This is a genomic window from Terribacillus sp. 7520-G (assembly GCF_002271665.1).
Lineage (GTDB): Bacteria > Bacillota > Bacilli > Bacillales > Amphibacillaceae > Terribacillus.
In genome coordinates, this window is record NZ_NQFP01000018.1 from 15,403 (window position 1) to 30,478 (window position 15,076).

16 protein-coding genes are annotated in these 15,076 nt (G+C 47.9%); all 16 read right to left on the reverse strand.

Annotated elements, in window-relative coordinates; genetic code table 11:
* Nucleotides 1-78 precede the first annotated feature (78 nt).
* A complete protein-coding gene (locus CHH53_RS07145) occupies nucleotides 79-888 on the reverse strand; it encodes a pyruvate, water dikinase regulatory protein (protein ID WP_095215442.1) in 810 nt (269 codons plus the stop codon).
* 21 nt (nucleotides 889-909) lie between these two features.
* Nucleotides 910-1,542, reverse strand: coding sequence for a transcriptional regulator CcpN (gene ccpN, locus CHH53_RS07150; protein WP_095215443.1), 633 nt, complete (start codon nucleotides 1,540-1,542; stop codon nucleotides 910-912).
* 28 nt (nucleotides 1,543-1,570) lie between these two features.
* Complete coding sequence (gene glyS, locus CHH53_RS07155; RefSeq protein ID WP_095215444.1) at nucleotides 1,571-3,658, reverse strand: glycine--tRNA ligase subunit beta; 2,088 nt, start codon at nucleotides 3,656-3,658, stop codon at nucleotides 1,571-1,573.
* Nucleotides 3,648-4,538 carry a glycine--tRNA ligase subunit alpha gene (gene glyQ, locus CHH53_RS07160; RefSeq protein ID WP_095215445.1) on the reverse strand — a complete coding sequence of 297 codons (891 nt, stop codon included), beginning with the start codon at nucleotides 4,536-4,538 and terminating at the stop codon, nucleotides 3,648-3,650. The genes glyS and glyQ overlap by 11 nt, the downstream gene beginning before the upstream one ends.
* A gap of 293 nt (nucleotides 4,539-4,831) precedes the next feature.
* Entirely contained in the window at nucleotides 4,832-5,575 is a 744-nt protein-coding gene (gene recO / locus CHH53_RS07165) for a DNA repair protein RecO (RefSeq protein ID WP_095215446.1), read from the reverse strand.
* 20 nt (nucleotides 5,576-5,595) lie between these two features.
* Nucleotides 5,596-5,754: a YqzL family protein gene (locus CHH53_RS17785; RefSeq protein ID WP_143594479.1), complete on the reverse strand. Its 159-nt coding sequence runs from the start codon at nucleotides 5,752-5,754 to the stop codon at nucleotides 5,596-5,598.
* Between the two features lie 110 nt (nucleotides 5,755-5,864).
* Nucleotides 5,865-6,773, reverse strand: coding sequence for a GTPase Era (era, locus tag CHH53_RS07175; protein WP_095215448.1), 909 nt, complete (start codon nucleotides 6,771-6,773; stop codon nucleotides 5,865-5,867).
* A 481-nt stretch (nucleotides 6,774-7,254) separates the two neighbouring features.
* Complete coding sequence (locus CHH53_RS07180; protein ID WP_095215449.1) at nucleotides 7,255-7,635, reverse strand: diacylglycerol kinase family protein; 381 nt, start codon at nucleotides 7,633-7,635, stop codon at nucleotides 7,255-7,257.
* A complete protein-coding gene (gene ybeY / locus CHH53_RS07185; RefSeq protein ID WP_095215450.1) occupies nucleotides 7,604-8,077 on the reverse strand; it encodes an rRNA maturation RNase YbeY in 474 nt (157 codons plus the stop codon). The genes CHH53_RS07180 and ybeY overlap by 32 nt, the downstream gene beginning before the upstream one ends.
* Nucleotides 8,078-8,080: 3 nt before the next feature.
* Nucleotides 8,081-10,192 (reverse strand): HD family phosphohydrolase, encoded by a 2,112-nt coding sequence (locus tag CHH53_RS07190; RefSeq protein ID WP_095215451.1) that lies wholly within the window; start codon nucleotides 10,190-10,192, stop codon nucleotides 8,081-8,083.
* A gap of 51 nt (nucleotides 10,193-10,243) precedes the next feature.
* Nucleotides 10,244-11,200, reverse strand: coding sequence for a PhoH family protein (locus CHH53_RS07195; RefSeq protein WP_095215452.1), 957 nt, complete (start codon nucleotides 11,198-11,200; stop codon nucleotides 10,244-10,246).
* Between the two features lie 2 nt (nucleotides 11,201-11,202).
* On the reverse strand, nucleotides 11,203-12,441 hold the full coding sequence (gene yqfD / locus CHH53_RS07200; RefSeq protein WP_095215453.1) for a sporulation protein YqfD: 1,239 nt from the start codon (nucleotides 12,439-12,441) through the stop codon (nucleotides 11,203-11,205).
* A gap of 24 nt (nucleotides 12,442-12,465) precedes the next feature.
* A complete protein-coding gene (gene yqfC, locus CHH53_RS07205; RefSeq protein WP_170829697.1) occupies nucleotides 12,466-12,747 on the reverse strand; it encodes a sporulation protein YqfC in 282 nt (93 codons plus the stop codon).
* Between the two features lie 83 nt (nucleotides 12,748-12,830).
* On the reverse strand, nucleotides 12,831-13,268 hold the full coding sequence (locus CHH53_RS07210; RefSeq protein ID WP_095215454.1) for a hypothetical protein: 438 nt from the start codon (nucleotides 13,266-13,268) through the stop codon (nucleotides 12,831-12,833).
* A gap of 22 nt (nucleotides 13,269-13,290) precedes the next feature.
* Entirely contained in the window at nucleotides 13,291-14,283 is a 993-nt protein-coding gene (gene floA, locus CHH53_RS07215; RefSeq protein WP_095215455.1) for a flotillin-like protein FloA, read from the reverse strand.
* Entirely contained in the window at nucleotides 14,280-14,981 is a 702-nt protein-coding gene (locus CHH53_RS07220) for an NfeD family protein (RefSeq protein ID WP_095215456.1), read from the reverse strand. The genes floA and CHH53_RS07220 overlap by 4 nt, the downstream gene beginning before the upstream one ends.
* Nucleotides 14,982-15,076 lie beyond the last annotated feature (95 nt).

Below are 15,076 nucleotides of genomic sequence, written 5' to 3' on the forward strand. Positions count from 1 at the left end.
CTTCTATTGTTATCGTAAAGATTCCACCGGAATACCGTCAACAGTTAAACAGAATCTTAACACTAACTTTGAATTAAATTAATCCTGTTGGTTACGCACGGTAAGGATACTGTTCGCCGTTTCTTCCACTGCTTTATTGGAAACATCGATGACACGACAACCGATTCGTTCGACAATCTTATCAAAATGCTCCAGCTCATGATTGATCCGGTCGATATTGGCATAGCTCGCTTGGTCTCCAAGCCCCAGTGCTTTCAGACGTTCCTTGCGGATATTATTAAGCTTTTCCGGACTGATGCGAAGACCGATGCATTTGGCAGGATCCACCTGGAAAAGCTCCCGGGGCGGCTCGACCTCGGGAACGATCGGTACATTGGCAACTTTCAGGCGTTTATGCGCCAAATACTGGGATAATGGCGTTTTGGAAGTACGTGAGACACCAATGAGTACAATATCGGCCCGTGTAATGCCGCGCGGATCCCGGCCATCATCATAGCGCACCGCGAATTCGATCGCTTCGATTCTGCGGAAATAATCTTCATCAAGCCGATGTACAAGGCCAGGCTGCAGCTTCGGCTTCTGATGGAACATATTTTCCATTTCATCCATCAGCGGACCCATGAGATCGATGCAAGGTATGCCATGCCGCTTGGCCTCATTGGACAGGTAAGCCCGGAAATCCGGATTGACCATCGTAAACGCAATGATCGAAGGACATTCGTTGGCTTGCTTTATCGTTTCTTCCAAGATGGAAGTATTCTCTACATACGGAACGCGCTGCAAAGCGAACGGTTCGTCCAAATTGAACTGGCTGAGCGCTGCTTTCACAACAAGCTCTGCTGTTTCTCCTACAGAATCTGATACAACGAAGACGATTGGTTTCTCCATCGGTTCCCCTCCTGGATTCTTTTACATTAGTTCATTTCGAGCGAGTTCGACAAAAGCCCTCGTGATCGTCGTCTTGGTAATACGCCCAACAACTTTTGCTCCATCCTCATTCGATCTTTCTAGGACAGGCAGGCTGTCGATTTGTTTTTCAATCAATCGATTGGCCGCTTCGACCAGCAGCTCATCCGGATAACAAACGGCTACATTCGGCATCCTCGTCATGATGATGTGAACCGGGATATCCTGCAGCACCTGATTGCCGATGCTTGCCCGCAGCAAATCCTTCCGGGAAACAACACCAACGAGATTATTGTCTTGATCGACTGCAAAGAGCGTACCGACATCGCTTAGGAACATTGCGCTGATGGCATCATAAGCAGAATCATCTTCTTTGACGCTGATCGGCATCGACTGAAAATTTTCCACTTTATATTTCATCAGTTTTTCCGTGATGATTTCTGAACCTGTCTTACCTGTATAGAAGTAACCAACACGAGGTCTTGCATCAAGGAAACCAACCATTGTCAGTATGGCCAAATCCGGACGCAATGTCGCCCGCGTCAGATTCAGCCGTTCGGCGATCTGTTCACCTGTTATCGGACCCGCCTCTTTCACAATCGCGATAATCTGCTGTTGTCGTTTAGACAAATCCATGTTCATCACCTCTATCCAAGAACTGCCCTCATTGGACCTGCTTCCACTGTACTTTTGTCACATCCGCGTAGCTAAGGATCAGTGCAGCCAATTGGTTCAATAATGATAAGCGGTTCATTTTTAATTTTTCATCCTCTGCCATGACCATCGTATGGTCGAAAAATGCATGGATGCTGTCAGCGAACGCAGCCAATGTATCCAAAGCCTCTCCCGCCTGCCGTTTGGAGGCAGCATTCAAATAGATGGTTTTGTTTTGTTCAAGCATACCGTACAGCTGCTTTTCCTGTTCGTTTTCGAACAATGATTCGTCCACGCCTTGGTCTGTACCTTTTTTAGCCAGGTTGATGACACGTCCCAATGCTTCTTGCACTGGTTTGAAATCCTCATCATGACGCAATGCCTGCAATACCTTCGCCTTAGCAAGGGTATACGGATAGTTGCCGATTTGAATAGCCAGAACCGCCTCGATCACGTCATAAGAGATGCCTTCTTCTTTCAGCAATTGCGAAGCACGCTGGTGGAAGAAGCTGCGAATATCCTCTGTATACACATCTTTTTCGACTGTCGGCAGCGAATTCTCTTCGAATAAAGCCACTGTACGTTCGACGATATCCTCAATGGTAATCTGCCAGTCTGTTTTCGCAAGCATCTGGATGATACCGGCAGCTTGACGACGCAAGCCGTATGGATCCTGTGAGCCAGTCGGAACATTTCCGATGACCATGCTTCCAACGATCGTATCCAGTTTGTCCGCAATGCTGACAATCGTACCTTCCACTGACTCAGGAAGCTCCCCGTGGGATGAAGTCGGCATATACTGTTCACGGATCGCTTGGGCAACACGTTCGTCTTCTCCGAAGTGGCGTGCATACTTTTCGCCCATGATACCTTGTAATTCAGTGAATTCATTCACCATATTGGTCACGAGGTCGAATTTAGCGATGCTGGCAGCTCGCTGTGTCCGATCTGCGGTTTCCTGATCCACTCCGACAGCTTCACTGATCATTTTTGCAATCTTCGTCACACGATCCACTTTATCCTGCAAAGTACCGAGCTCCACTTGATAGACCATCTTGGATAGTTTCTCCAGTGATTTCTCGATCGGCTGTGCTTTATCTTCCGCATAGAAGAACTCAGCATCCTGCAGTCTAGCACGCAACACCTTCTCGTTTCCGCGGGCTACCTTTTCCAAATGGTCGCTGTTTCCGTTACGGACACCGATGAAATGTGCCAGCAGCTTGCCGGATGCATCCGTCACAGGGAAGTAGCGCTGATGCTCTTTCATGCTGGTGATCAGCACCTCTTGCGGCAAATCAAGGAAGCCTTCGGCAAAGTCACCGTGGAACACGGTTGGATATTCGACAAGATACAGCACTTCTTCAAGCAGTTCTTCATCGATTGGAATCCGCCATCCGTTTGCAGTCTCCAACTGACGGATGCCATCGATGATCATTTGCTTGCGCTGCTTTTGATCCACGATGACGAATTGCTTCTCAAGCACAGAAGCATATGCGCCAGGATTATCGATGGTCGCTGTGCTTCCCAGGAAGCGATGTCCATAAGTAAGATTCGATGATTCAATTCCAGCTATCTCCATCGGGATGATGGAATCGCCGTATAATGCTGCGATCCAGCGGATAGGTCGAGCATAGCGCAGGCTGCCGGAGCCCCAGCGCATATTTTTAGGGAAATGCAAGCTGAGCAGCACATCTTTAAAGGATGGCAGCAATTCAGCCGCAAGCTGTCCTTTGACAAATTTCTTCACGAAGATATATTCTGTCCCATCCACATCTTTTGTGTAAATATCCTCGACGGAAGCACCCTGCCCCCGCGTGAAACCTTGTGCTGCTTTTGTCCATTCCCCCGCTTCATCTTTTGCGATACGCAGTGCCGGTCCTTTGACCTCTTCTTCGATATCAGGCTGCTTATCCGAAAGCGACTGGATTGTAACAGCGATACGCCGCGGCGTTCCTTGTACCGTCACTTTGTCATAGGAAAGACCCAACTCATCCAGCCAAGCTGCCGTTTTCGTTTCAAGCTGCTCGATCGTGCCGGGCAGGAAACGGGCAGGCATTTCCTCCAAACCGATTTCAAAAAGTACATCTTTATTCTGCATGCTCATCCGCTCCTTCTTTCAGCATCGGGAAGCCAAGTCGTTCCCGTTCCGCTACATAGCTCTTCGCAATGGATCTCGCCAAGTTCCGGACTCTGCCGATATAACCGGTACGCTCGGTAACCGAAATGGCCCCTTTTGCATCCAGCAAGTTAAATGTGTGGGAACATTTCAGTACATAATCATAGGCCGGGAAGACAAGACCTTGGTCCATGATCCGCTTTGCTTCTTTTTCATACATATCAAACAGCTGGAACAGCATGTCTGTATCAGATTCTTTAAAAGTATAAGTGGAATGCTCGAATTCAGGCTGTTTGAAGATATCTGCCACCGTCACTCCATCCGTCCATTCCAAATCGAAAACATTCTCTTTATCCTGGATGTAGGAAGCCAGACGTTCCAGACCATATGTAATCTCAACAGAAACAGGCTTGGCTTCGAGGCCGCCGATTTGCTGGAAGTAGGTGAATTGGGTGATCTCCATACCGTCAAGCCACACTTCCCAGCCAAGACCAGCGGCTCCAAGCGTCGGGTTTTCCCAGTTATCTTCGACAAAGCGGATATCGTGCTCCAAAGGATCGATACCCAATTTGCGCAAGGAGTCCAAGTATAGCTCCTGGATATTGTCTGGTGAAGGCTTCATGATCACCTGGAATTGATGATGCTGGTATAGACGGTTCGGGTTTTCGCCATAGCGGCCATCAGCCGGGCGTCTGGATGGCTCTACGTAAGCCACGTTCCATGGCTCCGGACCCAGGCTGCGCAATAATGTCATCGGACTCATCGTACCGGCCCCTTTTTCTACATCATACGCCTGCATCAATAGACAGCCCTGGTCTGACCAATGCTTCTGTAACGTCAAAATCATATTTTGGATATTCATCGGATTCCCTCCATCTTATATTCATCAACGTCAAGGCGGAACAAGAAAAACCCCGTCCCTATGCTGCATGTACAGCATAGGGACGGGATTACCGCGGTTCCACCCTATTTGCTCCCAAACGGAAGCCACTCTTTTTCCTTTGCTCCGAAGCGCCTTCCCCGTCTGCCTTTGTTCTGGCTCCCACTATCCCAGATTCGCTTTGCAAAGAACCGGACGGATACTACTCTTCTTCAACGCAAGCCGTCGATTTTTTTTAATCATACTAAAATGACATACTGATTGTCAACAAAGCTTTATTGTAGTTTATCCAATTGAGCAAGGAATTTCTTGCTTTTCAGGAAATAGCCTCCGTACCGTTCATAATAAGCATCAAGCAACTCGTTCAAAAGCCGTTTGGTTTCCGGTTTCACTGAAATATTGCCGATCCTGGAAATATCGATGCTGGAAAAAAGCTGCAGGAGCTTTGTGACCTTTTCCGATAACGCATAAGCATCGGGATCAAGATGCATGCACCGGCGGCAAAGCATACCGCCTTCAGGTACGGAAAATCTAAAAGGCATTTCCGTGCTGCCGCAATTGACACATTGGTGGACGGTCGGCGCAAAGCCGCCGCGGCGGAACATCTTCAATTCATAGATGATACGCAAGACATCCGCATCTTTGCCATCATTGATCCATTCCAGTACTTGCAGCAGCTGCCGGAATAGATCAGGATCAGGCTTATTATTATCTGTCAGCTTATCAGTCATTTCCGCTATATAAGATGCATAAGCTGTTTTTACGATATCTTCACGGATCGATCGGAAGCTTTGCAGAGGCTCCCCCTGCTGCATTGCTCCCATACCAGATCCAAGCTGCACCAGGAATGAACCAAAAATGAATGGCTGCGCAATCGCAGCCATCCTGCTCTTCGGTTTTTTGGCTCCCCTGGCCATGACAGCTATTTTCCCGCGATCCTCGGTGAAGATCGTGATGATTTTATGTGTTTCCCCATAATCCTGCGTGCGCAGGATGATTCCTTCTACATTTTGGAGCAACGCTCTCCCACTCCTGTTGCTTACATTTTCGATTGAAGGCGGTTATAATTCGGGAGCTCGATGATGTTATCTTGCTCCGGAGGCATTAGTGAATTGTACATCGTTTCGATTTCTTTCATCAATAAGTAGGTTTCGATACTCCCGGTCTTGCTGAAGATTTTCCAATGGAAATCAATCACAGGAAGTCCACCTTTCTTTGTATTTTTAAGAAATGAACATACAAAACAATTACTCCTAATTAGGATGACACCTTACCTTCGAATCCATGTGCTTCAAATATTACCAGCTATCAATACTCCTCACGGCTGAAACCGTAATCATTAAGCTGAGCTTGCTTGTTCCGCCAATCAGGCTGCACTTTGACCCAAAGCTCCAGGAATACCTTACTGCCAAGCAGCATCTCTATATCTCTACGCGCAAGTTTCCCTACTTGTTTGAGCATACTGCCCTGTTTGCCGATAATGATCCCTTTTTGGGATTTTCGTTCTGTGACGATCGTCGCTTGGATGAATACCTTTTCAGTTGTACTGTGCCGATTCTCAATCGCTTCGATGACAACCGCAATCGAATGCGGGACTTCTTCACGTGTCAGATGCAAAACCTTTTCCCGAATAAGCTCACTGATGACAAATCGCTCCGGATGATCCGTGACTTGATCCTCTGGATAATATTGGGGGCCTTCTGGCAGATAACCTTTTAAAGTTTCAAGTAAATGCGCTGTATTATTACCTTCCAATGCACTGATCGGAACGATTTCAGCGAAGTCCAACTTGTCCTTATACAGCTCGATGAGTTCGAGCAGCTTATCGGGATGGACTTTATCAATTTTATTCACTACAAGAAAGACAGGATTATTGACCTTCTGCAGCCTTTCCAGGATAAATTGATCGCCTCGGCCATAGCCTTCCTCGGCATTGATCATGAACATGACCGCATCCACCTCATTCATCGTGTTCTCTGCAGTCTTGACCATGAAATCACCAAGTTTATGCTTCGGTTTGTGGATACCAGGCGTATCGATAAAGATGAACTGTGCATCATCCTGAGTGAGCACCCCTTGGATCCGATTGCGAGTCGTCTGCGGCTTATCACTCATGATAGCGATCTTTTGACCGACAAAACGATTCAATAAAGTTGATTTCCCAACATTCGGCCGCCCGATGATGGAAATGAAACCAGAACGAAATTCTTTCTGCATGCTGTATTAATCCTCCAAGTACTAGTACGACAAAAACCTCAAGTACTATTAAAATGTTGTATCTCTATCTTACTACAAATCCCCCGCCACTTCACCCATTCGACAAAAGGGGTTAAAAAAAACCAAAAGCGGAGAAGACCGGTAAGAAACGGAGTGGTAAGTGAGAAGGCCCGGAGGGAGGTGGTATTCCTTCCGCAGGGACTTATCGCTTACGGCGCAGTCCCTGGCTCTCGCAGCTAGCCGATAAAAACAAAAGCGGAAAGAGCCGATCAGGGACGGAGAAGTAAGTGAGAAAGCCCGGAGGAAGGCGTTCTTTCCTTACGCAGGGATTTATCGCTTACGGCGCAGTCCCTGGCTCTCACAGCTAGCCGAAACAAAAGCGAAAGCATCCGCTTAGAACGCTCCAGCTAATATTTTCCCCGCTTCCAGCAAATTAACTTCACTACATACGAAAACCGTCCAGTGATATGGACGGTTTTTCTCACATTGCCGAAATGATTTCCGGAACGAAAACGACCAACCCGACAAAAATGGCTGTCATCGCTGCAATGAGGACAGCTCCAGCCGCAATATCCTTGATTAGGCCCACTGTCCGGCTCTGCTCAGGTGACAGATGATCCATCGCCAGTTCCACAACTGTATTGATCATTTCCGTCGCGATGACAAAGCCGATGCTCAAAAGGATAGCGGCCCATTGGGCTGTTCCGATTCGGAAAACGAAACCTGCGAGCAGTGCCATGACCGCTGCAATTGTATGGATCCGAAAATTCCTTTCCCTGAGGAAAGTCCACCGGATCCCATTCCAGGCATAACGGAAACCGATGCCAGTTTTAGTTTTCTTCCCGTTTGAGTCCGAAGCCATTCAAAATCTCCTCTTGTCGGCCGAACATCTTCTTCTCATCCGCTTCATTCATATGATCATATCCCAATAGATGCAGGAACCCATGAAGGGCGAGGAAACCCAGTTCCCGCTCCACACTGTGACCATAGTCTTCTGCCTGTTCTTTGGCTTTGTCGACCGAGATGATGATATCGCCGAATACAATCGGGATTTCTTCCCCAAGGATTTGCTGCTCACCTTCGCCCTCTTCTTGCATCGCGAAGGAAATGACATCCGTAGGCGCGTCCTTTTGACGATAATTACGGTTTATCACCTGTATCTCCGCATTGTCCACAAATGTAATGGACATCTCCGCTTCCTCGGTTATCTTCTCTGCATCCGCTGCGTATTGGATCAGCCGATCGATCAGATCGATATAATCTTCTGTCACGGAATTCGTTTTATCATGAAAATCAATCTGCATTAGTTATGCCTCCTTCACTTTTTCATCAGCCGGATATTCGATACGGGAATGGAATATTCCGGTAAGCGCCTGACAAATTGCATCTTTGATCACTTGCAGTTCCTGCAGTGTCAGCGGCGCGCAATCCAGCTGGCCATCCATCAGCTTATCCTTGATGATGCTGTCTACAAGACTGTGGATCTTTTCCTGCGTAGGCTCTTTCATCGAGCGAACCGCCGCTTCCACAGAGTCGCAAATCGATAAGACAGCGGTCTCCTTTGTCGATGGTCTTGGACCTGGGTAACGATATGCCTCTTCCTTGACGTCCTTATTATATTCCTTTTCCTTATAATAGAAAAACTTCAACAGCGATGTTCCGTGATGCTGCTTTGCCATATCGACGATCTCTTTTGGAAAGCGATTGTCTTTCAGCATCTGAGCACCGTCATATGGGTGACGTATGATGATTTCAGCACTTTGCCGCGGAGATAGCGAGTCATGCGGATTCTTCCGTCCCATTTGGTTTTCGATGAAGAGCTGCGGCTGCCGCGTTTTGCCGAGATCGTGATAATAAGCCCCGACCCTGGCAAGCAGACCGTCTGCTCCGATGGCTTCACACGCCGCTTCGCACAAATTGGCCACCATGATGCTGTGGTGATAAGTACCAGGTGCATCGGTAAGGATCTTTTTCAGCAATGGATGGTTAGGTTTCGATAATGTCAAAAGCTTTGTCTCCGAAAGCACACCGAATCCCGCTTCCACAAACGGCAGTACACCAGCCACCAATATCAATGTCAAGATGGCTGACAAGACGGCAAAACCGATATACAGCAATACGGATTCCAAGACATACTTTTCAAAAGCAAAGAATAAGAATAACAATACACTGATTACCTGTACACTTACAAGTATAAGGAATGCTTTTGTCATCGCTGCCCTGTCTTTTACATTTCTGATTGCATAAACAGCTGCAAGCTGGGCGAATAAATAATAAAGCGCCGCTTCCATATTCAAGGAGCCTGGTATTTCATCATTCAGGATGATGCCTGCCAGTATACTGTAGACGATCGCATAGCCGATGGCAAACCGCTCGCTTAGCAGGTGGCGGAATAGGACTGCCGCAAATGCAGCAGGCAGCAATAAATAATAATGCTGATCTGCTGTTCCAAGAACACCGAACAGTTTCAAAAACAGGACGGATACACCAGTAAGCAGGAACATAAACAATAGGACAGACTTACTCGTCCCCGTCTGCCTTGTCAATGTATGTATCGTTTCGTAAGTCAATATTCCGGTTAATAATGCCATGAACAAAGCAAGACCGACAAGCGGCAGCACATTCCTTGTATTATTCAGCAAGCCGACAAGCTGAAGCTCTTCGTATATATCATTTGTGATCGTTTGGCCCTCCTGCACGATGATTTCGCCTGCACGAATCATGACAGGTGCCACATTTTGCTGCGCTTCCGCCCTGGCCGAAGCTGTCTCCTGCGCATCAAAAGAAGCGTTTTGAACGATGGCAAAGCTTATCAGCGAACGAAGTGCTTGCTTGGTTTCACTGGATACATCCGCATAATCGATACGTTCTCCCATTTCCTCCCGCGTCTTTTGCACCTCATCACGTTTCACACCATCCTCCAAGAAGCCAGTGATGGCATCTATGAATACTTTTTCACTGACCTCCCTTTCATCGATCGGTATTGCCAAAAGCTGCTCGAGCTGGCGGTCTGTCAAATCTTCTTTGACAGATTCCGAAAGCAGGTTCTTGACGATATCCATCCTCTGATCGATGGAACGATCTTCTTCATCTGCTTGACCAATGGCAGAGAATATCTCCTTGACAGCATCGGTTTTGGCTTCTGTGATTTCGGAAGATACAGTATATCGGTCGTCAATCTGCTGGCTGGCTTCCTGCCTGTGCCTTTCTGTCTGCGCTTCATTCTCGATTGTGATCGGTGATCGGATCGTTTCGCTTGCAGTATCGTAAACCTGGACATCATAATCCTTCGTCGTCACATTGGAAGCTGTCATAACAAAGAAAAAGCATCCCAGCAGCAACGCCCCGATCAGGATGAATGCCTGTTCACCAGCCTTCGACTTCTTTTTGAACAGCTCCTTTAACCTTATTCTAGCCACGCTCTGCCCTCCTATCCACCTGAACCGAAAAAGACCCGGAGCCGGGCCTTTTTACTCTGACTCGTATGCTTCGATGATCCGCTGCACAAGCGGATGACGCACGACGTCGGTCTGTTTCAAGTAGGTAAAATAGATACCTTTCACATTGCTTAATTTTGTCTCGACGGAACGCAGACCGGAAGCGACGCCTTTTGGCAAGTCAATCTGCGTCAGGTCGCCGGTGATGACCATCTTGGAACCGAATCCAAGCCGAGTCAGGAACATCTTCATTTGTGCATTTGTCGTATTCTGTGCCTCATCCAGGATGACGAACGCATCATCAAGCGTACGGCCGCGCATATATGCAAGCGGAGCGATTTCAATCGTACCGCGTTCGATCAATCGTGTCGTCTGCTCCAATCCGAGCACATCATGCAATGCATCGTATAGCGGCCGCAGATACGGATCCACCTTTTCCTTCAAATCCCCCGGCAGGAATCCGAGGCTTTCGCCTGCTTCCACCGCTGGGCGTGTCAGGATGATGCGTTTGACGATGCCTTTTTTCAGGGCATTGACAGCCATTACGACAGCAAGATAAGTTTTCCCGGTACCAGCAGGACCAATTCCAAAGACTAAATCATTGGACTTGATGCCATTGATATAATTCCGTTGACCAAGCGTTTTCACACGAATGGATTTACCCTTTGCGTTTTTGGTTATTTCATCATCAAATAATGTTTCAAATTGATCCAAATTGTCTTTTTTAGCTAATTCTATTGCGTATACTACATCACGCTCGCCTATCGGTATACCGCGCCGGATAACAGCAGCCAGTGCTTGCAGCAGCTCTTCTGCAGTCCGGACATCCTCTTCTGTGCCCGTCACACGGACTTCTTCTCCCCGTGTGACAATGGATACACGGAATTGCTCCTCGATCTGCTTGAGATGCCGATCCTCCGTACCGAACAGAGCCAATGTTTCATTCGTATCTTTTAATTGCAAATTCACACGTTTTACGTCTTCGGGCATAATCAATCTCCTTGAGATATAGGTTGAGATGTTGCGATATCTTCATTTACTTGAAAGTATAAGATTAGTTTTACTTTACCATTCTCGACAGTCTCATGTAAAATTTTTTGAGAAATAATGTCAGCATCCGGACCGATCTGGAGCTGTAAATCCTGCTTGGCTATCTTCTCAGCCTGTGCCTTGGCTTCCTCATTCGTACGTTTCACTTCTTTCGTGATGCGCTCATATTCCGATGTCTTGGTGATGGCGATCGGCAGCTCCCAGCGCAGAAAGCGGAGATAGCGCACAGAGGTCTGTTCCTGTGAATCCTTGAATTCAGATTCCCCAAAACCCCATATAGGCAAATGGAAACTATCACCAAACCGAATGGCATAATCACTATCCTGCTTACCGCTGAGAACGGTATATGTTTCTTCCAGGGGAACCGCTGCCGACACATTATACCACGTCCGTGCGATGACGCTGCCAGTCGCAGCAACTGGTTTCCTTGTATCTTTCGGCTTTTCCCCATCCTCTTGATCCTCCGATACAGGAGGAGGCTCGCTGCCGATCATACCTGAAACAAGGATGTCCCCTGGCTCCACGTAGTCATGGACACTGACTTGCGGTACTCCTTCGGAAACGAACATGTCGACGATGACACCTTTTTTCTTGGCCACAAGATGACGGGGTCCAGGTTTTTCCCCTTCTTTCACGATGGTTTTCGGTACGCCTTCCAATGAATAGGTTGTCCCTTTTTCTTGTACTCCTATCCAGAGCAGCTCCGGAATATCCTGGAGAAGACGCTGCTGGATGTCGACTGGAGCACCAAGCGTCAGCTTGAATGCACCCAGACGCACACCGTACTCTTCCAGCTGGGTTTCAATTTGATGCTCCAATTCGGGACTTACACCTTTTATTTCAATTTTCCAGACAGTGTTCGAAAGAAAGAAAATACACAGTATGCTGATAGCAATACCGAGTATCAATGGTTTTTTATGAAGCAATGCAGTGAAGAGGAAAGGAAATCCATGCTTGCTGCGGAAATGTATTTTGTAGCCTGTCCCTCTTCGCTGCGTGCGAAGCCTGCCGATGTCCTGTTTCCGGATTTTCGCTTCACATGTCTGACTGTCTTTTTTGATGATATCCCAGACCAGTATTTTTTCCTGGACCAGCTGATTGAAAAACAGCTCCGGCCTATCCCCTTTTATCAGTACGGTCACATATCCGGTAAAATAAATATCCTGTGTGTGCTTCTTCATACGTACCTCCCCGATCTGCTTGCCTTATGAATCAATGAATTTGAATTCTTTCATTTTGCCCTCGAGCAAGATTTCTTCCGGCAGCATGACTTTCAGCACAAAGGACTCCCCTGTTATCCGCAGGAAGCCTTTATTGAGCCGCAGCCTTAGTTCATTATCAGAAAAGAGCACTAGTCCCCTGTGATTCTCGATATAGGCATGGAAATGGCCAATCGTCGTAATACGAGGGAGTTCAAGCACTACATCAGCAGGCATATCCAAATGCTCAGTGAACCAATTTCCAATTCGCTGCTGCCATTTTTTCATTCCCATCAGCTCCCCTCTGCACATTCTATGTGGAAGGGCAGAAAGTAAGAACAGTCCATTGAACGAAAAAAAAAGCGAGTCCATCAACGGACTCGCTTACTATAAATGCGATGCGGTTTTTTTGCGCGTGGTTCTCCCAGTATTTCCGACCATACCACTTGTTCGGCCAATTGTCTGCTTGTCGGCCGTTTCAGCTTGATCGGTTCGGCCTTCGATTGGTCTTTCTCCTGCTGACGGGCGGAAGAGGCGCCCTGCACTGCGACCACTTGTTCCATCGCCTCTTTGACTTGGTCCCTCAAGTCATCCACTTTCTGATCCGATTTGGCCAGCTCTGGAGCCTTCGCCTGCTGCTTCTGCTGCGGACGAGGGCTCTTGCGCGGCTGCTTCTCCCGCCAATTTTTCACTGGGGGCTGCGTCCGTCTTGGATCCTTTTCATTTCCGCCTTTTTTTCCGGCTGCATTAATGAAGAAAGCAATGGCAGCGACTGCTAATGGTACGAGAAATTGCAGAATGTCAAACATGCTCCTGCCACCTTTCTAGAACTTAAAGCTCATCCTCATCTTTATCGCCTTGCGAGATGCCGCCGATGCTGTCACGCATTGTCGTATCAGCATTGATATTCTGATAGTTCATATAATCCATCACACCCATGTTTCCGGAACGCAGCGCTTCTGCGAGCGCCAGCGGTACATCCGCTTCCGCTTCCACTACCTTGGCCCGCATTTCCTGTACGCGCGCTAGGTTCTCCTGCTCCTGCGCAACGGCCATGGCGCGTCGTTCTTCGGCTTTTGCCTGGGCGATATTCTTATCTGCCTCGGCTTGATCCGTCTGAAGGATCGCACCGATGTTTTTACCGATATCAATATCGGCAATATCGATGGAAAGTATCTCGAACGCAGTCCCGGAATCCAATCCGCGCTCTAACACGTTATGGGATATCTTATCTGGATTCTCCAGTACATTGCTATGGTTTTCGGAACTACCGATGGTACTGACGATCCCCTCGCCGACACGGGCGATGATTGTATCTTCTCCGGCACCACCGACCAAGCGGTCGATGTTGGCACGTACTGTGATTCGGGCTTTTGCCTTCACCTCGATACCATCGATCGCCACACCAGAGATGAAAGGCGTCTCGATTACTTTCGGGTTGACACTCATTTGCACGGCTTCCAGCACATCCCGGCCAGCAAGGTCGATTGCCGCTGCGCGTTCGAATGATAATTCGATATTGGCGCGATGGGCCGCAATCAGCGCATTGACGACACGGTCAACATTACCGCCAGCCAGATAGTGGCTTTCCAGCTGGTTTGTATCAACCTGGAGACCAGCTTTATGAGCCTTGATCAAAGGACTGATGACACGGGATGGGATAACACGTCTCAAACGCATCCCGACCAATGTGAAGATGCTGATGCGCACACCAGCTGCCAGGGCACTGATCCATAAAGCCACTGGTACGAAAGTAAATAGGATAATCAATGCGATCAAAATGACTGCAGCAATGATAATCGGTACAAGAATATCTTGACTCATTCTTTTTCCTCCTCATTCGTCACGGAAGCGACGACGATTTTTCTGCCTTCTGTACGGATAACAACTATTTCCGATCCTTTGGCAACATACCTTCCCTCCGTGATCACATCCATTTCCATGCCCTTGATTTCGGCCATTCCGGTTGGACGCAGCGGCGTTTTAGCCAGACCACGCTGACCGATAAAGGCAGGCACATTCGGGAGCGTATCAGAATGGAGTGTTTCTTGGAGGATCATTGGCTTGAACATGCCTTTTTCGAAGCCTACAATGCGAATGACATAGATGAGGGCCAATATGGTAACCACAAATGCGATACTGACGCTGAGCATCATATCGGTCCTGTCAGCTGCCATGCGGAATAAAGCCCAAAGCAGCCCGATCATCCCCAGTATGCCCATTATCCCGCCGGGTACGAATAATTCCAGGACAAGTAAAAGGATGGCGGCCGTCAGTAGCAGGATGTCCGTACCTGTTGCCAGCCCTCCTGCAATGTGGCCATATAGAAAAATACCTCCGGCAGCGATACCGAGTATTCCGCCCGCCCCAAAGCCAGGAGTGAACATCTCGACCGCCAAACCAGCAAAGGCTATACAAAGAAGGAGGGTTACGACGACTGGGGAAGTGATCCACGCTTGCATGGTATCGCTGAAGGCATGCACTGCCGTTTGAAGGCTCGGGAGCGTGATATAGTGCAGCATGTGAATCCTCCTGACCAACTGATTTCGTCTAAGTTGTTATGTACAGTAACCTATACGCCTGATTACAGAAAAGGTTTCATTTTATTATTATATAT